Source organism: Ramlibacter sp., assembly GCF_041916345.1.
GTDB lineage: Bacteria > Pseudomonadota > Gammaproteobacteria > Burkholderiales > Burkholderiaceae_C > Ramlibacter.
This window is the reverse complement of the sequence record NZ_JAYRZR010000015.1, coordinates 14,754-34,000: the sequence shown is the minus strand read 5'-3', so window position 1 is coordinate 34,000 and position 19,247 is coordinate 14,754. Positions and strand designations below refer to the sequence as shown.

Below are 19,247 nucleotides of genomic sequence, written 5' to 3'. Positions count from 1 at the left end.
CAGCACCGCCACGATGCGCGTCCTCTTCGCGTCGAACTACCCGCACCTGCCTGACATCCGCGGCGGCCTGCAGACAACCACGCACGACCTGTGCCTGGCCCTGCAGAACGTCGGCGCCGAGGCGGCCGTGCTGTGCGGCTTGTCGGAGCACGGTCCCGCGGCGGCCGGCGGGGCGTCAGCCCGCGCGGACGAGACCCTGGGCTATGCGGTCTTTCGCGCCCCCGACCCCGAGGGTGCTTTGCCGCTCATCGCAGCCGCCTGGAACGCCAGCGTGATCATCGTGCAGAGTGGCACCGCGCTCGCGCCGATGCTGCTGGCGAGCCTGCAGACCGGAAGGCCGACAGCCGTCTATCTCCACAACGTGGAGACGCACCAGCTCCATGGTGCGCTGCGCCCCGACCCCGCCCTGCTGTTTCTCGCCAACTCCGACTTCACCGCGCAGCGCTGGCGCGCGCTGTTCGGCCTCGACTGCGCGGTCATCCCGCCGGTGGTGGATGGCGAGCGCTACTTCACGCCCGTCACGGGGGATCGCGTGCTGTTCGTGAACCCCACGCCGATCAAGGGCGTGGAGCTGATGTTCGCCCTGGCCGCGCAATGCCCGGACCTGCCTTTCCTGGTGGTGGAAAGCTGGAACCTCGAGCCCACGTGGCGACGCCACTGCCGCTGGCGCGCGCTGCAGCTCGGCAACGTGGAGTGGCAGGAGCCGACCGACGACATGCGCAGCCTCTATGCCCGCAGCCGCGTGCTGCTGATGCCCTCGGTGTGGGAAGAGTCCTTCGGCCGCACCGTGGTGGAGGCGCAGCTCAACGGCCTGCCCGTGCTGGCCAGCAACCGCGGCGCGCTGGTGGACAACGTGGGTGAGGGCGGCCTCACGCTCGGGCCGCATGCGCCGGTGGAGGACTGGGTCGATGCCCTGCGGCGGCTCTATGCCGATACCGAGGGCTTCGGGGATGCCGCACGCCGCAAGGGCCTGGCCCATGCCGCCGCCACGCCGCTGATCGCGGCCGACCTGCTGGGGCTGCTGGCGGCGCACGCGCAGCGCTGACACGCGCGCATGGACCCGTCCGCCCGCATCGACGACGCCTGGGCCCGCTTCGCGGCCGGTGACCGCGCAGCGGCCATCGCGATTGCCCGGCAGGCGGCGCGGGACGAGTCGGATCCGATGGCGGCCGCCGCCCTCGGCTTCTTCCTCTATGACGCCGGCGAGCTGGACGAAGCCGCTGCAGTGCTGCGTCCGGCGCTGGCGCGCTGGCCCGTGCAGGCCGCGCTGCACTGGTACCTGGGCTGGGTGCTGCACCGGCAGGGCGACCGGCAGGGCGCGGCCGCATCGCTGCGGCGCGCCTGCGAGCTCGACCCTTCGCTCGACGAGGCGGCGTTCTCGCTGGCCTGGCTGCTGCATGACCTGGGGCAGACCGTGGAGGCCCGGGCCTGGGCCGGCCAGGCGCTGCGCGCCCGCCGCACGGTGCCGCGCCTGCTGCAGTCTGGCTGGCTGGAGCAGGCCAGTGGCCGCTTCGGCGCGGCCGCGGGCTTCTACCGCGAGGCGCTTGCCCAGCGGCCCGAGGACGCGTCTGTCGCAGCCCGCCTGTCCCTGCACCTGAGCCAATGCCTGGTGCACCTGGGCCGGGCGGCTGAAGGTTTGCGCACCCTGGAGGCCGCGCTGGATCGCCTGCCGGCCGATGCGGATCTGCTGCTGGCCTATGGCGTGGCCCTGCGCGAGCACGGCCGCACCGTCACTGCCAAGCGCGTGGCGAGGCGGCTGACGGCGGTGGCGCCCGACGACGCGCGCGGCTGGGATCTGCTGGCCCAGGTGCACGAGGCCCAGGGCGATGCGGCGGCGGCGGCCGCCGCCATCGAACGCTCGCTGGCCTTGCAACCCGCACAGGCCGGCCACTGGTGGCGACTGGCCGAGTTCCGGCGTCGCGCCGGCCAGACCGACGAGGCCATGCAGCTGGTCGATCAGGCCCTTCAGGCCGATCCCGATCATCCGGCCGCCTCCGAACTGCGCGTGCACCTGCTGCTGGAACGGCGGGACCACGAGGCCGCACGACGATCGCTGCTGCCGTTGCTTCGCCGCGCGCCGGCGCAACCCGAGGCCCTGCGCCTGCTGGCCGTCGCGGCCAGCCTGCGCGGGCGGCGCCGGGCGGCCCGGCGCTGGCTGCTGCGCAGCACGGGCCTGGCCAGCGACCGCATCGAGACCTGGCGCACCCTCGCCTGGACCGAAGCCGAACTGGGCCACTTGCAGGCCGCGGCCGATGCCGTGCGGCACCTGCTGACCCTGGCCCCCGAGGACACGGCGGCGCGCATCCAGGGCGCGCTGATCCTCGCGCGCTGCGGTGACGTGCCCGCCGCGGAACGCCTGGCCGAGCGCCTGCTGGCCGAGGGGCCGCGGCAGCCGGATGCCTGGCGCGCCGATGCCTGGCGGGCGCTGGCCGAGGTGCGCTACTTCCAGCGCCGCTGGGGCGAGGCGCGCTGGGCCATCGAACAGGCCCTGGCCCTGCAGCCCGACGCCGCGCAGCACTGGCGCCGCCTGGCCTGGATCCACATGGAGCAGGGCGACTTCGCCGAAGCGCGCGCGGCCTGCGAGCAGGCGCGTGCGTGCCAGCCCGACCAGCCCGACATCCTGATCGAGCGCGCCGAGCTGGGCCTGCGGGCCGGCGAGGGGCGCGCTGCCCTGGCGCTGCTGGAGGGCGCGCCCGCGGAGGTGCACGCGGCCCGCTTGCTGCGGGCCCGCCTGTTGACCGAGGGTGGCGTGGATGACGAGGGCGACGGCGCCGCCGCGGTGGCGCTGTGCCGCGAGCTGCTGGCGCGCGCGCCGGACGATGCGGCGGTGCTGCAGATCGTGAGCCGCGCGGTGGCATTGGGTCACCCCGGCGCGGCGGCGCTGCTGGATGCGGCGGACCGGCCCGCCCGGCTGGCCGCCCTGCGGCAGGCGATGGCGAACGCGGTGCACCTGCACGCCCATGCCGACATGGCGCGCCTGTGCGACTACGCGCGCGAACGGGAGCCCGAGGAGAGCTGGCTGCAGTGCGCGGCGCTGTACTTCGCCTGGATGAGCGCGCGCAGCACGCCCATCGGTCTGGCCCTGCAGGCGCGGGACTGGTCACGTGGCATGACGAGTGAGGCCTCGCGTGCCAGGGCCGCAGCCGGCGCGCAAGGTCAGTTGACGCTGCCTTCGCGCGGCAGCCGCCCGCGGCTCGCGTACCTCGCCACCCAGCCGCACCAGAGCCTGCTGCGCCGCGTGCTGGCGGCCCATGCGCAGGCCGAGATCGACATCCTGCTGTTCAGCGACGAGCACTGGCCCGACCTGCCCTCGAACGTGCAGTTGCGGCGCATCGATCTCGAGCGGCTGCCGGCCATCTGCGCGGCCAATGGCATCGAGATCGTCATCGACACGGGCGGCCTGCATCCGCTGGGCAGCCTGGCGCCGGATCTGGGTCAGTTCGGCCTGCTGCGCGTGCTGGGCCGGCGCATCGCGACCTGCCAGGTGGGGTGGCTGGGCACCTGGGGCACCTCCGGCGGGCTGTTCGACGTGCTGCTCGCGGACCGATGGTCCGTGCCGCAGGATCATCGCGGCTGGTACACGGAGACCGTGGAGTGGCTGGAGGGTGGCCAGTGGTGCTGGGAGCCACCGCTGGAACCCCCGCCGGTCAACCGCCTGCCGGCGCTGGACGCGGGTGAGGTCACCTTCGGCGTCATCGCGCGGCACGTGCGGCTGAACGACGAGTCCGTGCAGGCCATGGCGCAGGTGATGCAGCGCCTGCCGCGGTCGCGCCTGCTGTGCCTGGGGCGGCTCGGCCATGACTGGCCCGCGCGACGCAGCCTGCTGGCCTTGCTGGCGCGCGCGGGCATCGCGGCCGGGCGCGTTGATTTCGAGCCGCATCGCAATCACACGCGCTTTCTCGAATCGCTGCAGCGGGTCGATGTGGTGCTCGACACCTTTCCCGGCAGTGGCGGCCTCAGCCTGCTCGATGCCTTCTGGATGGGCGTGCCGGTCGTCACGCTGGCCGGTCAGTGGTCGGGCGCGCGGCAGGGGGCCTCGCTGGTCAGCACCGTGGGCCACGCGGAATGGGTGGCCGAGACGGTGGAGGGCTACGTGGAGACGGCCGTCGGCCTCACGCGGGACCTGCCCCGCCTGGCCGCGCTGCGAGAAGGCCTGCGTGAGCAGGTCAGGGCATCCCCCTTGCTGGACGGCACGCGCATCGCCCGGCAGATCGAGGCCCTGGCCCGGCGCCTGCGCACCCGTTCCTAGATCGCGATCAGGCGGGCGCCCGCTTGGTCAGCACGCAGACGGACTGCCCCAGGCTCACCCGGGTTGCGCCTTCGCCGCTGGCGGCGGACCCTGGCGGCAGCAGGTCGATGTGAGGCTTGTCGCCGTCATGGATCGCCAGGATCTCCAGTCCCAGGTGCCCGGCCCAGGCCTCGATGGCGTCACGCGACATGAACTGGTTGAGCACCTTGTCCGGCCGCGTGTCGGCCACGGCCAGCTCGAACATGGGCCACTGCGAGGGGATGCGGAACTCCAGGAACGAGAAGAGGATGCGCCCACCCGGCTTGCACACGCGCTTCGCGTCCTGCAGGTAGGTGTACGACTCCTCATGCAGCAGGTGCGTGAAGACCGAGAAGAAGCAGACGAAGTCCGCGGAATCGTCCGGCTCGGGGATGGCGAAGCCGGGTGCCTGGTAGAACCGCCAGTCCGGCCGGTTGCAGATGCGCTCGGCGTAGGCCAGCAAGGCAGGCACGACGTCGATGCCCACGTAGCGCCCGGCAAACCGGTCCTTGAGCTGCGAGGCGAGCCGGCCGCTGCCGCAGCCCACGTCGATGATGCTCGCCTGGTCATGCAGGCCCTGCTGGAACAGCAGGGCACACTCGATCTGCCCGACGGCCTCGAACTGCCCGCCGACGGCCATGGACATGCCTTCCTGTTCGCCGTAGGCCTGCAGGATGGCCGCCACGTCGTTGCGGTAGCTCGCGCCGACGTCGCGGCCAGTCACGCGCTCGCCTGTGGCGGGCGCGGGCGCCGCGCGCCCGCTCAGGAACGCGTCGTACCCTCGCGCTTCGTCGGGCTGCCGCGAGAGCAGCCCCAGCAGTTCGGTGCGCGACAGGAAATCCCACCGCGCGTCGCCATGGCGGGGCGTGCGCCACAGGGCCTGTCGCAGCGACTCGACGCTGTCCACGCGCACGAGCTCGGCGCCCGCGCGGGCCGCTTCGGGGGGGCACGTTGGCGGCGGCCCGCCGGGGGCGACGGCGAGCAGGCCCGCCTCATGCCCGAGCGGCACCAGGCGCTGCCCGCTGGCGAGGAAGTTGTCGGGGTTGAAGGCCGGGAACCGGTAGAACCAGAGGTCGTAGCCCAGCGCCTGCAGCAGCGAGAAGAGGGCCAGGCTGTCCGGGTGCTCGTTGCACTCGGCCCAGATGACCGGCTTGTTGGCGGCGATCCATTCGGCGTCGGAGCGGATCACCTCACGCTCGCTGCCCTCCACGTCGAGCTTCAGCAGGTCGTAGGGGCCGAACTCGGCGCGCAGTTCGGCCAGCGTGCGCGCGGGAATCACCGGGCCGGGCGCGCCGGGAGAGGGGGCGTGCACGGTGAACGTGCCGCGGTTGTCCACGGCCGAGGGTGCGCCGGTCACCGCGCCGCTGTCCTGCAGGACGGCGGCGTTCAGCGTGGCGTAGGGCGCGGGCAGGTTGCGGGCGAGGTTGGCCCGCAGCAGCGCATGGGCCTCGGGGTTGGCCTCGACCGCGAGCACGAAGTCGGGCTCGGACACGGCGACGCCCAGGCTGAAGGTGCCGAGGTAGGCGCCGATGTCGAACACCCGCGCGCACCGCAGCGACGCGAGCAGCTGGGTCTCGAAGTGGGCCCACTCACCGTAGACCCGCAGGTAGCGCGAGATCAGGTCGTCGTCGAGGAAGCAGCGCATCACCCCGTAGCGGGTGGGCGTCGTGCCCTGGGCAGCTGGGCTCGATGCGGGGCGGCCTGGGGGCGCCGGCATCGGTCCCGCCAGCGCGGCGGCCGGTGCGGGTGACTCAGGCCTCGCATCTTCCCGCGGCAAGGCCGGGTCGTCGAAGCGCGCCACTTCCAGGCGGTACCAGCACAGGACATCGTGCGCAGCCACGCTGAAGCGCAGTGGGTCGACGGGCACCGGCCCGGCGTCGGCGACCCGGTCCGACCCGTCGAAGGTGCGCAGCAGATGATCGTTCGCCAGCAGCCGGCCGGCGCTGTCGAAGGCAAGCGTCCGCTCGGCGAGGTTGCGGCGGGACACCTGCCAACCGGGATCCTTGAGGATGTGCACGCCGTCGAACAGCACCGGCACGCGGTCCAGCCAATGTTGCGCCTGGCCGTGCCGCAGGTGCCGGCCCCATTCGGCGGCGAAGCGGGCGCCTTCCGCGCTGGCGCGGAAGGCGACGCAGCCGGGCGTGAAGATGTCGTCCTGCGCAGACCCCTCCGACGCCACCAGCTGGTGCGGCACCAGGACGATCGGGTGCAACGCCAGCAGATCGACCAGGGGCGTCAGCGGATTCAGCACCGCGACGCCCGGTGCCAGCACGACGATGCGGTCGTGGCCGGCTTCCGCCAGGTGCTGCAGGGCGGCGGCGTGTGCGGCATCGCGTGACGAGGCCGCCTGGGTGGTCGCCCCTGCGGCTTGCGGCGTGGGCGCGGGCAAGACCTCGTCGAAACCGTCGTCCGAGAGGGTGCAGGCCAGGCCGGGCGGCGGCGCATCGGCCAGCGCGGCCACCAGGTGCCACGCCGGGTGCAGCCGCTTCAACGTCGCTGCGAGGATGCGCGCCTGCGGCAGTTGCGCGAAGCGCCACACGGTCAGGCAGCAGAGGCCGGTGGCGACCGGGGTCTCCTGCATCATGCACACGCCTTCGCGATCAGGCCCAGGGCGGCTGCCGAAAGGCCGCTGGACCGCAGCTCGAATGCAGTCCCCAGTGCACGGTGGCGGTCCACCGCGTCGATCAGCGAACCATCGCGAAACGCCATGAGCAGACCGTCTTCATCCTCGGCCAGGTGGCCGGCGCCCGTGGACCGGACGAGAGCGGCCACATGACCACCGCTCGCCAGTGCAACGACCAGCGCACCGCCCGCCAGCGCCTCGTGCGCCGCCAGGCAGAACGTCTCCGGCCAGGGGGACAGGACCAGGGCGATGTCGATCGCCTGTGCCGCGATCGCCTCCTGCATGGCCTGCGGATCGTCGGGTGTGTGCCGCACGTCCACCTGCGTCACCTGCGGGTGCGCATCGGCGGTGGCACCCAGGTGGTACCAGGCGTAGCGGGTGTCCCGCCGCAGGCTGTCCACCAGGTCGCGGAAGACGAACCAGCCCTTGTCGACCGCGGGCTGGCCGACGAAGGCCACGCGCAGCGGGCGACCGGTGGGCCGCGCGGTGCGGGTCACGGCCCGCACGTCGAGCGTGCGGTGCGGCAGCACGTCGACGCTGGCATGGGGCAGCTGCGTCCTGCCGGTCCACAAGGCCCGTGCCGTGGCGGACGGCGCAATCACGCGAAAGGACAGGCGGCTGAACAGCGCCTGCAGCCGTTCGAGGTGCGCCGGCCGTGCGGCACCATGCAAGCACAGGCGGCAGCTGTTGCTGTCGGCCTCCGGTGCACCGCAGGCACTCAGGTCGTTGCGCAGCAGGTTGTAGCCCGTGCACAGCGAGAGGTAGTCGTGCAGCCAGAAGAGCCGCTGCCCGAATCGGACGACCTCGCCCAGCCGCGCGATCCATTCGACGTGGTGGCCCAGCAGCGAATGCACCACCAGATGGCAGCGATGGGGCGCCAGTCGCCGCGCCAGGACCGCCAGCACGTCTCTGCCGCGGGCCGTGCCCAGACAGTGACCGTCGATGGACACATCGCACAGCCAGTCGTCGGCGACGCCCGTGTCCAGGCCGGGCAAGGGCTGCCAAGGGTTGATGGCCAGGTAGGCGTGGCCGGCAGCCTGGAGCAGCCGCTGCTCCTCCTGCGCGCACAGCTGCACGCCACCGACGCGTTCCTGGTAGCGGTCCTGGAGCAGCGCGATCACCACGGCCACGCGGGCGGGGTCGCCCAGGCGCGCGGCGAGGGCTTCGTCCAGCTCCGCTGCCTGGCACAGCGGCCGCGGCAGCGGCCGTCTCCATGCACTGGCGCGGGCATCGAGGCCCTGCACACGGGCCAGCCATTGCGCGCGCCAGGCACCGGCGAAGCGGTGCGTGCGCCCCTCCAACCGGCCGGACCGCACGAAGTGCAGCAGGGGGTTGACACCCCTGGCCTTCACGTCGGGGTTGCTGGCGAGGTAGTAATCGGTGGAGAAGCGGGGCGAGGGGTCGCGGCCCTCTCGCCAGCCGTGCTCGAGGTAGTGCGCGAGCGCCTCGCCCTCGGCGAGGGCGGGCACCGGCCACGCGCGGCGATAGAAGGCCTCGTCGAACCACGGCGCCATCGCGCGCACGTCGTCCGGCGTGAGACCGAGCCGCGCCAGGCGCCCCAGCGGCGCTGCGTCCGCCTGCGGGGCCGTGTGTGCGCGAAGCGGCCGGCCCTCGGCCTGGCCATGCACCAGGTAGTGACGCAGCGGCTCCATGCCGGCGGCGGCCACGTCCGGGTTGAGCGCCAGGTAGCTCGCCACGTCGAACTGCGCGGAAGGGCTCTTGCCCTCCCGCCAGCCGACCGTGATGTAGTGGGCCAGCAGGCGCAGGCGCGAGCGTTCGGAGAAGCGTTGCAGGGGCAGTGCGAGCTGCCGGGCGTAGAACGCCGGGTCGAACTCGCTGGTGAGCGCGCCGTAAACCGCGTCAGGCAGCACCGTCGCCCGCGCCTGCGCCGCGCTGGGCAGGCGCCGGCAAGCGGCTCGGACCGAGGGGCTGGGCATCGGGTCTACCAGTCGGTGTCGTAGGGGATGTAGCGCTGCAGGTACTCGACGAAGTCCCAGTGCTGCCCCATCCAGGCATAGCGCTTGTCGACGATCCACGGACCGAGCCCGAAGGCCTCGGCGACGGCGGGATGGATGGGGATCTGGACCGGGCCCATGCCCACGCGGTCCTTCATCTCGTCCGTCGCGCTGTCGAAGGGGTGGGTCACGGGCCCGAGCTGACGAGCGGCCGCCTGCGCCACGCGATCGGCGATCTCGAACACCAGCGCATGGTCGGCATGGCCATAGGCACTCCAGATGAGATGGCTGTGGCGGAAGCGCCGGGCCACGAAACCGGCGATGCCCACGTCGCACGCGGCATCGGTCTTGCGCATGCGGGCGAAGTCGCGTTCGAGTCGCACCGGGAGATCGGGCATGCGTACCCGGGACAGATCCATGTAGGCCGACACGGCCGCCGGTCCCGTGAGCCCCAGCTTCGCGATCTCGAGCCCGATCATGTCGCCATAGGGAAAGCGGGTGTGCGGGAAACGCGGCTCGGGCACGGCACGCGGCTCCGGGCAGATGAAGGGCCACAGGCAGGGCATGAACACGGCGGGGAAGCGCACGGTGGGCACGCCGGCCGGCAGGCGGCCGCGGACCACCTGCCCGCGCGGGTTCTCGAAGGTCTCGCATTGCCAGAGCACCAGGGCCACCGACGCCAGCAGGTCGTCGGACAGGTCCGTCTCGCCCGGGTAGCCCTGGCTGCCCGGCGCATGGTTCGGCGCGAAGATGAAGCGCCACGGTGCACCCTGGAAGCCGACATGCCCCAGCGCCTGGTAGACGGCGTGCGCCTGGCAGTTGCCATACACCAGCACGTTGCGCACCTCGTCAGGCGACCAGCTGCCCTGCGGCTCGATCACGTACAGGTAGGCGTCGGCCAGCGGGGTCATGTTGGCGATGGCAGGGTCAGCCCGGGCATCAGCGTGCGCGGCGCCAGCAGACGCAACCCGCGTCCACGTGCACCAGGGGCTCGGTGATGCCGCGACGCTGCCGGAAGCCGTCGACGGCCTCGCGGCAATGCGTCCAGGCGTCCTCGCCGTAGTCGTCCACGATCACGAACCCGGCGGGCGAGACGCGGTCGTACAGTGCCTCCAGCACCTGCAGGGTGGCGTCGTGGAAGTCGCAGTCGATGCGCAGCACGGCCAGCGGCCCGATGGGCGCGTCGGGCAGGGTGTCCTGGAACCAGCCGGGCAGGAAGCGGACCCGGTCGTCCAGCATGCCGAAGCGCTGGAAGTGGTGGCGGACCTCGTCGATGCCCACGGCGAGCCGGCCCAGGGCGTCGCGCATGACCGGGCCCGCGTAGGCCCGCGCTTCGCGCGGATGCCGCGCTGCATCGGGCGCTGCCAGTCCCTCGAACGAATCGGCCACCCAGACCTGACGCCCGGGCTCGCCGTGCGCAGCCAGCACGGCCCGCATCAGGATCGTCGCGCCCCCGCGCCACACGCCGGCCTCCAGCAGGTCACCCGGGACCGCGTCGTGCAGCGCGGTCTCGATGCACTGCTGCAGGTGGTCGAGCCGGCGCCGCGGCAGCATGGTCACGGCATCGCCTTGGATGTAGTGCCGCAGGAAATCGACCATGAACCGGCTGTCCGTGGTGCCGCGCTCGAAATCGGGCTCCGCCGTGTCCACCGTGCCGGTCAGCACGCGCTTGAGCAAGTCGAGGTACAGGGCGGCGGCGTCTGGCATGCTGGGCGCGATTCTAGTGACCCCGCATCCGGGCGCTGGCCGCTTTCCTCTACGATTGCCGCACTCGGCGAGACCGCTCCCCGATCCCGCCCGGCCGGCCCGCCGATGGAAACTGCCCCTCGCCCATGCAAGACGTCGCCCAGTTGATTGCCTCCGTGCTCCAGGTGGACCCCGCCCGCCTGTCCGACGAGGACGGCGTGGAGACCCTGGAGCAGTGGGACAGCCTGCGGATCGTCCTGCTGGCCAGCATGATCGAGGTGAGCTACGGCCTGACGCTGCAGAGCGAGGAGATCGACTCGCTCACCTCGGTGCGTGCCGTGCGTGCGGTGCTGGCCCGTCATGGCGTGGCCTGACGCAGCGATCCGGCGCGCGCTGCACGATCCGGCGCTCGACGCCGCGGGCCTGTGTGCCCAGGCCAGCCGCCTGGCGCAGGAAGCCGCGCAGGCCGAGGGGGCGGGCGCCACGCCGCTGCGCATCGGCCTCGCCGGCGACATGACGCTGGATTTCGTGGCGCAGGCCGTCGCCTGCGCGGCCGCTGCCGAAGGAGATCTTGTGCGGGTGCACCTGGCCCCCTTCGGTGCCCTGGCGCAGGCTTGCCTCGACCCGGCCTCCGCCCTGCGCCGCATGGGGGCGCAGGTGGTGGTCCTGGTGCCGGCGGTGGAAGCCTGGCTGCCCCCGCTGCCGCCCGACACACCGGCCGGCGAAGTCGATGCCGAGCGGCAGCGCGTCGTCTCCACCTTCTCGGCCATGTGGGATGCCTTGCTGGCGGACGGATGCCGCGTGGTGCAGCAGACACTGGTGCCGCCGTCCGCGGCCGGCCGCGGGCTCGCGGAGCGACGCCTCGCCAGTTCGGTGGGCAGCCGGGTGCGGGCCTTGAACGATGCGCTGCTGGAGGCGGCCGGGCCGCGCGTCGCCTGGGTGGACGCGCAGCAGCTGGCCGAGCGCGTGGGGCTGGCCCAGTGGGAGGCGCCCGCCTTGCGTGCCCACGCCCGCCTGCCCTTTCACCTGCGGCATCTGCCGGCCTGGATGCGCCTGTTCCAGGGGGTCTGGCGTGGCCTCGTGGGGCGCCCCCGCAAGGTGCTGGTGCTGGACCTCGACGACACCCTGTGGGGCGGCACGATCGGCGATGCCGGTGTGGAGGGCATCGCGCTCGGCCCGGACCATGGCGCCCGTGGCGAGGCGTTCGCACAGTGGCAGGCCTATCTGCGTCACCTGGCCGAGCGCGGCGTGATCCTTGCCGTGTGCAGCAAGAACGACCCGGCCATCGCGGTCACCGGCCTGGCGCATCCCGCGGGCTGCCTGCGGCAGGCGGACTTCGCGGCTTTCGAGTGCAGCTGGTCGGACAAGGCGCAGGGCCTGCGCCGCGTGGCCGCCGAGATCGGCGTCGGGCTCGATGCCCTGGTGCTGGCCGACGACAACCCGGCGGAACGCGCGTGGGTCCGCGAGGCACTGCCCGAGGTGGGCGTGGTGGATCTGGGCACGGACCCGGCCGGCTTCATCGCACGGCTGGAGGCCGGCCACTGGTTCGACCAGCAGATCTGCACGGCCGAGGACTTCGGCCGTGCGCGCTCCTACGCGGGGCGTGCGCACCTGCAGGCGGCGCAGGCCGCCGGCACGGATCTCGAAGCCTTCCTGGCGGGCCTGGCGATGCGCGGTCGCTGCGCGCCTGCGCAGCCCGGCCAGCTGGACCGGCTGGCGCAGATGGAGCTGAAGACCAGCCAGTTCAACCTGATGACGCCCCGCCTGACGGCGACGCAGCTGGCCGCATGGATGGCGCGTGACGACGCGGTGGTGCTCACGCTGCAACTGGCGGATCGCTTCGCGGACCACGGTCTCGTCGGGTCACTGGTGGCCTGCGAGGCAGGCGGCACGGTGCGCATCGTGAGCTGGTTGCTCAGTTGCCGCGTGTTCGGCCGCACGGCGGAAGCGTGCATGCTGCAGACGCTGGCGACCTGGGCCCTTCGCCGCGGTGCGCGCGCCCTGGTGGGAACGTATGCACCCACCGATCGGAATGCCGTGGTGGCCGATCTCTATCCGCGCATGGGCTTCGTTGCGGAGCCGGGGGTCGCGCACGCGTGGCGCTTCGAGCTGGCGTCCCCGTTGCCGTGGACGACGCACATCGAGACCGACGCCGATGCGGGGGCTACGCGGGTTCCAGATCCGGCGGCAGCCAGACCACCACCCCCGCCGCCCGCAGCCGCGTGACCACCGCGGCCACGGTGGCACGGGCCGCGCGGAGGGCCTCGGGTGGCAGCGAGTCGAAGGGGCGCGCGTGGAGCTCGTCGGCCACCTGCGGGTACTCCACCAGCTTCCAGAAGGTCACGCTGTCGAAGCGCTGCGCGAGGATGAAGTCGGCCAGGGCCTCCAGGTGCGGGAGGTTGAGGTCGTAGATGCCGCAGCTGACGGACCAGGCCGGCGCCAGGCCCAGCTCTGCGGCCTTGGCCCGGATCAGCGCGATGTTGCTGCGGATGGTGGCGAGCGACACCTTGCGGCGGATGGCCTTGAGGAACGCGTCGTCGGCGGAGTCGATGCTGATCTGGATCGTTGCCATGCGCGCCATCGTCACGGCCTCCACCTCGGTGAACAGGCGCGCGAAGTTCGAGAGGATGGTGACCTGCGCGCGGCGCTGGTGCAGTTGCTGCGCGAACGCCACCCAGCGGGGGTGAAAGGTCGTCTCGCCGTGGCCGTTCAGGTCGATGCGCGCGCCCGGATTCGCGTCCACGAGCGCCAGCACGCCGTCGAACACGTCGCCTGCCATCGCCAGGCCCTGGTAGCCGGGCTGGCTGACCGCGCAGTAGGTGCAGCGCAGGTTGCACTGCTCGTTGACGTCGACCCGCAGCGACTGCAGGGGCTGCGGTGCGAGCAGATCCGTGCCGTCCGCCACGAGCGCGGCCAGGCTGTCGCGCAGCGCTTCGGTCGTGGCCGTGGGGCGGATGTGACAGGTGCGGCACATGGCCGGCAGATCGCCGCTCAGCAGGGCCGCGCGCAGCTGGCGGAAGACGGGCGCGTCACGCTGGATGTCGCGCACGTCCTGGCCCGCGACCGGCGCCGAGTTGCAGCAGGGTCGCAGCTCGCCACTGGCCGCCACCTCCAGGTTGATCCACGGGTCGTGGCACAGGCGGGTGAGTCGCGGCCCCTCGGGGCGGATGGCCGCCGAGCGCGCACGACCCTCCTGCTCGCCATGCAGCACGTAGTGCTCGTAGCCCGACTTGAAGCCGCCCTGCCGGACGGCCTCGGCCACGTCCGCGTGGCGCCGGAGATAGTCGTCCTCGTCCCAGTCGGAAGGCCAGATATGCACGGAGGGATTCTGACATGGGCGCTTTCGCTCGCGCCCCCGCCACCTCAGCGCACGATCTTCCCGTCGGCGGTGATGGTGACGAGGTCGATGGCGCGGATGCTGTCGCGCACGCCGGCACGCAGGTTGATGCGGAAGCCGCCCACGTCGTAGTCGTTCATCGAGGCCATGGCCTTCAGCAGCGCGGCCTTGTCGGCGTTGCGGCCGGCGCGGCGCACCGCCTCGGACAGCGTCTTGGCGGCGATGAAGCCCTCCAGGCTTTCGTACGACGGCGTCTGGTCGGAGTTGTCGATGGCCGCGAGGTACTCCTTCACGATGGGCGTGGCGCTGCTGCGCGGCGAGGGCACGACCTGGCTCACCACGACGCCACCGATCTCCTTGCCGAGGGCGGCGAACAGCGGGTCGATGCCGACCACGGAGAAGTTGAGGAACGAGCCCGCGTAGCCCGCCTTGCGCATCTTGCGGATGAAGTGCGCGGTGCTGTTGAACAGCGAGACCTGGATGATGGCCTGCGGCTGCGCGGCGAACAGCTTGGTGACGGCGGCGTCGACCTTGTCGCTGTTGACCGGCACCACGGCGTTGGCGACCAGCGGCGGCAGCTTCAGCTCGGTGATGGCCTGCTGCACCGCGGCCAGGCCGGCGCGGCCCATGGCGTCGTCCTCGGCCAGCACGGCGATGCGGTTCTGTCCCAGCGTGGCGCAGTGGCGCACCATCTTGAACGCCTCGTCATACAGGCTGGGGCGCACGTGGAAGACGTTGCTGGCGGACGGGTCGCGCAACTTGTCGGAGGCGGCGTAGGGCGCGAAGAAGATCGCGCCTTCCTTGGCGGCTACCTCGGCGCCGGCCTCGCTGGCGGCGGTGCCCACGAAGCCGTACAGCAGGTCCGCCCCGTCGGCGAGCAGCTTCTTCGCGTTGGCCGCGGCCTTGGTGGCGTCATAGCCGTCGTCGAGCTGCTGCAGCTCGAACGTCCAGCCGGGGTTGTTCTTGCGGCCATTGAAGGCGTCGAAATACAGCTTGGAGCCGCCGGCGAAGGCCAGGCCGATCTGGTCGCCCGCCCCGGTGAGGGGTACCGACTGGCCGAGGATGATCTTGCGCGGCTTGGCCGCCTGGCCCCAGGCGGGCGCGGCGATCAGCGTGGCGCCCGCGGCGGCCGCCGCGAGCAGGTGTCTGCGGGTGGTGTGCATGGTGGCTTGCTCTCGGGCCGGCGCTTGCAATTTGAGTGCCATGGACGATACGCCGATCCCCCATTCCCCACAATCGGGTGGGATTGCCGCCTTGGGATGAAGCCATGCGCATCCGGCATGGCGGGGGCCGGCGGCTCAGCGGCGCTGGAACACCAGATCCCAGACGCCATGCCCCAGCCGCAGGCCGCGCCGCTCGAACTTGGTGGGCGGCCGATAGTCGGGGCGCGGCGCGTAGCCGTCGGCGGTGTTGCGCAGATCCGGGTTCGCGCCCAGCACCGCCAGCATCTGCTGCGCATAGGGCTCCCAGTCGGTGGCGCAGTGCAGGTAGCCGCCCGGCGCCAGGCGGCTCACCAGCTTCTGCACGAAGGGCGGCTGGATCAGCCGGCGCTTGTGGTGGCGCAGCTTGTGCCAGGGATCCGGGAAGAAGATGTGCACCCCGGCCAGGCTGCCCGGTGCCAGCATGTGATCCAGCACCTCCACCGCATCGTGCTGCACGATGCGCAGGTTGGCGAGGCCGCGCTCGCCGATCAGCTTGAGCAGGGCGCCCACGCCGGGCGGGTGCACCTCGCAGCCGAGGAAGTTCGTCTCCGGCCGCAGCGCGGCGATGTGCGCGGTGGCATCGCCCATGCCGAAGCCGATCTCCAGCACGGTGGGGGCGTCGCGGCCGAAGGTGGCGGCCAGGTCCAGCGGCGTGGTCTGGTAGGGCACCAGGTAGCGCGGGCCGAGGGTTTCGAGCGCGCGTGCCTGGCCCACCGTGGTGCGTCCGGCGCGCAGCACGAAGCTGCGGATCGCGCGGTGCGGGGGCGGAGCCTCGTCGGTGTCGTTCATGCCCCGATTGTCGGGCCGCGGGCCGGCCACGCCGCGCGCCACGCGTGCACGGCGTGCTGCAGCCAGTCTCCCAGGGCGGTCGGGGCGTCGCCGATCCGCGAAGGCAGGCCCAGCACGCGGCCGGCCTGCTGCAGGGCCGCGAGCGGGTCGCGCAGGTCGAGCGGCGCCGCGCCGTTCTGCTTGGAGAGCTTCTGGCCGTCGGCCGCCAGCACCAGGGGGGTGTGCAGATAGACCGGTGTCGGCAGGCCCAGCGCCCGCTGCAGCAGGATCTGGCGCGGGGTGTTGTCGGCGAGGTCCTCGCCGCGCACGACGTGGGTGATGCCCTGGTCGGCGTCATCCACCACCACTGCGAGCTGATAGGCATACAGGCCGTCGGCGCGCCGCAGCACGAAGTCACCCACCTCCGCCGCGACGTCCTGGGCCTGCGGGCCGAGGCGCCGGTCAGTCCATGCCACGCGTGAAGCCGGCGGCAGCCGGAAGCGCCAGGCCCGAGCCGGCCGGCCGTGCAGGCCCTCGCGGCAGGTGCCGGGGTAGACCAGCTCCCCATGGCGCGGGCGCGACCGGCCGCGCGCCGCCAGGGCCTCGGCGATGTCGCTGCGGCTGCAGGCGCAGGGGTAGGCCATGCCAAGGGCCACGAGGTCATCCAGCGCGCGCTGGTAGCGGTCGTGTCGGCGCGACTGCCACAGCGGCACCTCGTCGCTGACCAGTCCGCAGGCCGCGAGCTGTTGCAGGAGCGTCTCGTCGGCGCCCGGCACGCAGCGCGGCCGGTCCACGTCCTCGATTCGCACCAGCCAGCGGCCGCCGTGGGCCCGCGCGTCGAGCCAGCTCGCCAGCGCCGCGACCAGGGAGCCCGCATGTAGCGGCCCGGTCGGCGAGGGCGCGAAGCGGCCGGTGTAGGCGGGCGTCATGGGGCTTCCCCCCATCGTCCCCGCGCAGGCGGGAACCCAGGAGGGGGGGGGCATGTGAAGACCTTCTGGATTCCCGCCTGCGCGGGAGTGACGGGTGCTGACCCTCATGGCAGCCGGTGCCGCTCCAGCAGCGCGGTGCGCGTGGCCGCGCTTTCCAGTTGCGCCAGCCACCACTGCAAGGCCCGCCCCGGCCCGAGCGGGCCGACCTCGCGCCAGGCGTAGAGCAGGCGCACCGATTGCGTGGACTGGCGTTGCACCCGCCGTGAGACCAGGCGGCCGGTCTCCAGGTACGGGCGCGCCAGGGGCTCGGGCAGGAAGCCGCTGCCCAGGCCGCGGATCAGGGCGTCGAGCTTGGCGCGCATCGAGTGCACGGTCAGCACATCCTGGCCGGCCAGCAGCCCGATGGTGAGCGCGTCGCCGCGCTGCGTGGTGTCGGCCACGGCCACGCCGCGATGGCGCACCAGCACCTCGTCGCGCACGGGTTCGCGCGCACGGGCCAGTGGATGGTGCGGTGCCATGGCATAGACGAAGGACAGGTCACCGAGTGGCCGTGTCTGCAGACCGGCGGTGGTGCCGTCATCGCCCACCAGGCCCAGCGCCAGATCGGCGCGGCCGGAGATCAGGGCCTCGCGCGTGCCGGACAGCGCCTCGTCGCGCAAGCGCAGGCGGGTGGTCGGCGCCAGGGTATAGAAGGCCTCGGCCAGTTCCATCACCGCCGTGGGGGCCAGCACGCAATCCACCGCCACGGTGAACTCGGCCTCCCAGCCGGTGGCCACGCGCTTCACGCGGTGCGCCACGTCGTCGATCTCGCGCAGCAGCTGGCGGCCCGCGCACAGCAGCTCGTCACCGGCGGGCGTGAGCCGGGCCTGGCGCGAGCTGCGGTCGAACAGCAGCACATCCAGCGCGTCCTCGATCTGGCGGATGCGGTAGGTCACGGCACTGGGCACCACGCCCAGCGCGCGGGCAGCGCCGGCGAAGCTGCCGGTATCGGCCACCGCCTGCAGCAGCGACAGCGCGTCGGGGGTCAGCACTTCACGGGGGGTCGGCATGGCGGACGATCGTTCAAGGCATTTGAATGATGCCATCAAACCCCAGGCCTGCGCAGGGCATGCCCCCGGCCCTACATTCCTTCCATCGCAGCCCAGGAGGCCCCATGCTCACCCTTCGCAAGTCCCAGGATCGCGGCTTCGCCGACCACGGCTGGCTCAAGTCCTTCCACAGCTTCTCGTTCGCCGGCTACTACGACCCGCGCCACATGGGGTTCGGCAACCTGCGCGTGATCAACGAGGACCGCATCGCCCCCGGCACCGGCTTCGGCACCCATGGTCACCGCGACATGGAGATCATCAGCTACGTGCTGCAGGGCGAACTCGCCCACAAGGACAGCATGGGCAACGTCAAGGGCATCCCGCCTGGCGACGTGCAGCGCATGAGCGCCGGCCGCGGCGTGATGCACAGCGAGTTCAATCACGCGCAAGGCCAGACCACGCACTTCCTGCAGATCTGGATCGAGCCGAACGTGACCGGCATCACGCCCAGCTACGAGCAGAAGACGTTCACGAGCGAAGACAAGCGCGGCCGCCTGCGCCTGGTCGCCTCGCCCGACGCGGCCGAAGGCTCGGTGAAGATCCACGCCGACGCGCGGCTGTACGCCGGCCTGTTCGATGGCGACGAGGCCACCACGCTCACGCTCGACCCTTCGCGCGGCACCTATGTGCATCTGGTGCGCGGCGAGCTGTCGGTCAACGGCACGCCGCTCGCCACCGGCGACGCCGCCCTGCTGAGCGGCGAGGCGTCCTTGCGCCTCGATGCCGCCCGTGATGCCGAGGTGCTCGTCTTCGACGTCACGCCGGACTGAGCGCCTCATCGACTTCCCCCTTTCTCTTCAACCTCACGCACAGGAGTTCATTGCATGCCGAGCATCGTCGTCGTCTATCACTCGGGCTATGGCCACACGCAGCGCATGGCGCAGGCCGTCGCCGATGGCGCGGGCGCCAGCCTGCTGGCCATCGACGCCGAGGGCAACCTGCCCGCCGGCGGCTGGGAGCAGCTCAAGGCCGCCGATGCCATCATCTTCGGCTCGCCCACCTACATGGGTAGCGTGAGCTGGCAATTCAAGAAATTCGCCGATGCGTCGTCCAAGCCCTGGTTCGCGCAGGAGTGGAAGGACAAGATCGCCGCCGGCTTCACCAACAGCGCCGGCATGAACGGCGACAAGCACCAGGTGCTGACCACGCTGTTCACCCTGGCCATGCAGCACGGCATGATCTGGGTCAGCCAGGGCCTGATGCCCAGCAACACCCGCGGCGCCAAGCGTGACGACGTGAACTACCTCGTGTCGTACAGCGGCGCGATCGCGCAGTCGCCCTCGGACGCCGGGGCCGACGCCATGGCCGCCGGTGACCTGGAGACGGCGCGCCTGTTCGGCGAGCGCGTGGCCCAGGTCGCGGCCCGCTTCCAGCGCGCGTAAGCTCGCGGAT

At 72.2% G+C, this 19,247-nt stretch carries 15 protein-coding genes; 6 read left to right on the top strand and 9 right to left on the bottom strand.

Annotated features, from left to right (window positions below; translation table 11 throughout):
• Positions 1 to 13: 13 nt before the first annotated feature.
• A complete protein-coding gene (locus ACE3T5_RS06630; protein ID WP_374665744.1) occupies positions 14 to 1,045 on the top strand; it encodes a glycosyltransferase in 1,032 nt (343 codons plus the stop codon).
• A 9-nt stretch (positions 1,046 to 1,054) separates the two neighbouring features.
• Positions 1,055 to 4,249 (top strand): tetratricopeptide repeat protein, encoded by a 3,195-nt coding sequence (locus tag ACE3T5_RS06625; RefSeq protein WP_374665742.1) that lies wholly within the window; start codon positions 1,055 to 1,057, stop codon positions 4,247 to 4,249.
• Between the two features lie 7 nt (positions 4,250 to 4,256).
• Here the strand turns inward: ACE3T5_RS06625 and ACE3T5_RS06620 are convergent, their stop codons facing one another.
• The 4 genes from ACE3T5_RS06620 to ACE3T5_RS06605 are packed head-to-tail and all read right to left on the bottom strand — an operon-like array spanning position 4,257 to position 10,552.
• Positions 4,257 to 6,851 carry a class I SAM-dependent methyltransferase gene (locus tag ACE3T5_RS06620; RefSeq protein WP_374665740.1) on the bottom strand — a complete coding sequence of 865 codons (2,595 nt, stop codon included), beginning with the start codon at positions 6,849 to 6,851 and terminating at the stop codon, positions 4,257 to 4,259.
• The gene (locus tag ACE3T5_RS06615; RefSeq protein ID WP_374665738.1) at positions 6,848 to 8,827 is read right to left on the bottom strand and encodes a hypothetical protein; all 1,980 of its coding nucleotides are present in this window, start codon (positions 8,825 to 8,827) and stop codon (positions 6,848 to 6,850) included. The genes ACE3T5_RS06620 and ACE3T5_RS06615 overlap by 4 nt, the downstream gene beginning before the upstream one ends.
• A 5-nt stretch (positions 8,828 to 8,832) precedes the next feature.
• Positions 8,833 to 9,756, bottom strand: coding sequence for a WcbI family polysaccharide biosynthesis putative acetyltransferase (locus ACE3T5_RS06610; RefSeq protein WP_374665736.1), 924 nt, complete (start codon positions 9,754 to 9,756; stop codon positions 8,833 to 8,835).
• A gap of 28 nt (positions 9,757 to 9,784) precedes the next feature.
• A complete protein-coding gene (locus ACE3T5_RS06605; protein WP_374665733.1) occupies positions 9,785 to 10,552 on the bottom strand; it encodes a TylF/MycF/NovP-related O-methyltransferase in 768 nt (255 codons plus the stop codon).
• A 125-nt stretch (positions 10,553 to 10,677) separates the two neighbouring features.
• Between ACE3T5_RS06605 and ACE3T5_RS06600 the strand changes: the two genes are divergently transcribed.
• Together ACE3T5_RS06600 and ACE3T5_RS06595 are read left to right on the top strand one after the other, a co-directional pair.
• Positions 10,678 to 10,905: an acyl carrier protein gene (locus tag ACE3T5_RS06600; protein WP_374665731.1), complete on the top strand. Its 228-nt coding sequence runs from the start codon at positions 10,678 to 10,680 to the stop codon at positions 10,903 to 10,905.
• Positions 10,892 to 12,757, top strand: a complete 1,866-nt coding sequence (locus ACE3T5_RS06595) for an HAD-IIIC family phosphatase (RefSeq protein WP_374665729.1) — start codon at positions 10,892 to 10,894, stop codon at positions 12,755 to 12,757. The genes ACE3T5_RS06600 and ACE3T5_RS06595 overlap by 14 nt, the downstream gene beginning before the upstream one ends.
• On the opposite strand, the gene ACE3T5_RS06590 is transcribed toward ACE3T5_RS06595, so the two are convergent.
• The 5 genes from ACE3T5_RS06590 to ACE3T5_RS06570 all read right to left on the bottom strand — a co-directional run bounded on the left by ACE3T5_RS06590 (position 12,696) and on the right by ACE3T5_RS06570 (position 17,816).
• Positions 12,696 to 13,850 (bottom strand): radical SAM protein, encoded by a 1,155-nt coding sequence (locus tag ACE3T5_RS06590; RefSeq protein ID WP_374665727.1) that lies wholly within the window; start codon positions 13,848 to 13,850, stop codon positions 12,696 to 12,698. The two genes, ACE3T5_RS06595 and ACE3T5_RS06590, sit on opposite strands and share 62 nt — an antisense overlap.
• 44 nt (positions 13,851 to 13,894) lie before the next feature.
• Positions 13,895 to 15,031, bottom strand: coding sequence for an ABC transporter substrate-binding protein (locus tag ACE3T5_RS06585; protein WP_374665725.1), 1,137 nt, complete (start codon positions 15,029 to 15,031; stop codon positions 13,895 to 13,897).
• A gap of 135 nt (positions 15,032 to 15,166) precedes the next feature.
• The gene (trmB, locus tag ACE3T5_RS06580) at positions 15,167 to 15,859 is read right to left on the bottom strand and encodes a tRNA (guanosine(46)-N7)-methyltransferase TrmB (RefSeq protein ID WP_374665723.1); all 693 of its coding nucleotides are present in this window, start codon (positions 15,857 to 15,859) and stop codon (positions 15,167 to 15,169) included.
• On the bottom strand, positions 15,856 to 16,767 hold the full coding sequence (gluQRS, locus tag ACE3T5_RS06575) for a tRNA glutamyl-Q(34) synthetase GluQRS (RefSeq protein ID WP_374665721.1): 912 nt from the start codon (positions 16,765 to 16,767) through the stop codon (positions 15,856 to 15,858). Before gluQRS ends, trmB begins: the two co-directional genes overlap by 4 nt.
• A 104-nt stretch (positions 16,768 to 16,871) precedes the next feature.
• Positions 16,872 to 17,816 (bottom strand): LysR family transcriptional regulator, encoded by a 945-nt coding sequence (locus ACE3T5_RS06570; protein ID WP_374665719.1) that lies wholly within the window; start codon positions 17,814 to 17,816, stop codon positions 16,872 to 16,874.
• A gap of 104 nt (positions 17,817 to 17,920) precedes the next feature.
• Here ACE3T5_RS06570 and ACE3T5_RS06565 point away from each other — a divergent pair, with 104 nt between their 5' ends.
• Positions 17,921 to 18,625 (top strand): pirin family protein, encoded by a 705-nt coding sequence (locus ACE3T5_RS06565; RefSeq protein ID WP_374665717.1) that lies wholly within the window; start codon positions 17,921 to 17,923, stop codon positions 18,623 to 18,625.
• Positions 18,626 to 18,679: 54 nt separating this feature from the next.
• Entirely contained in the window at positions 18,680 to 19,237 is a 558-nt protein-coding gene (locus ACE3T5_RS06560) for a flavodoxin family protein (protein ID WP_374665715.1), read from the top strand.
• Positions 19,238 to 19,247: the final 10 nt, after the last annotated feature.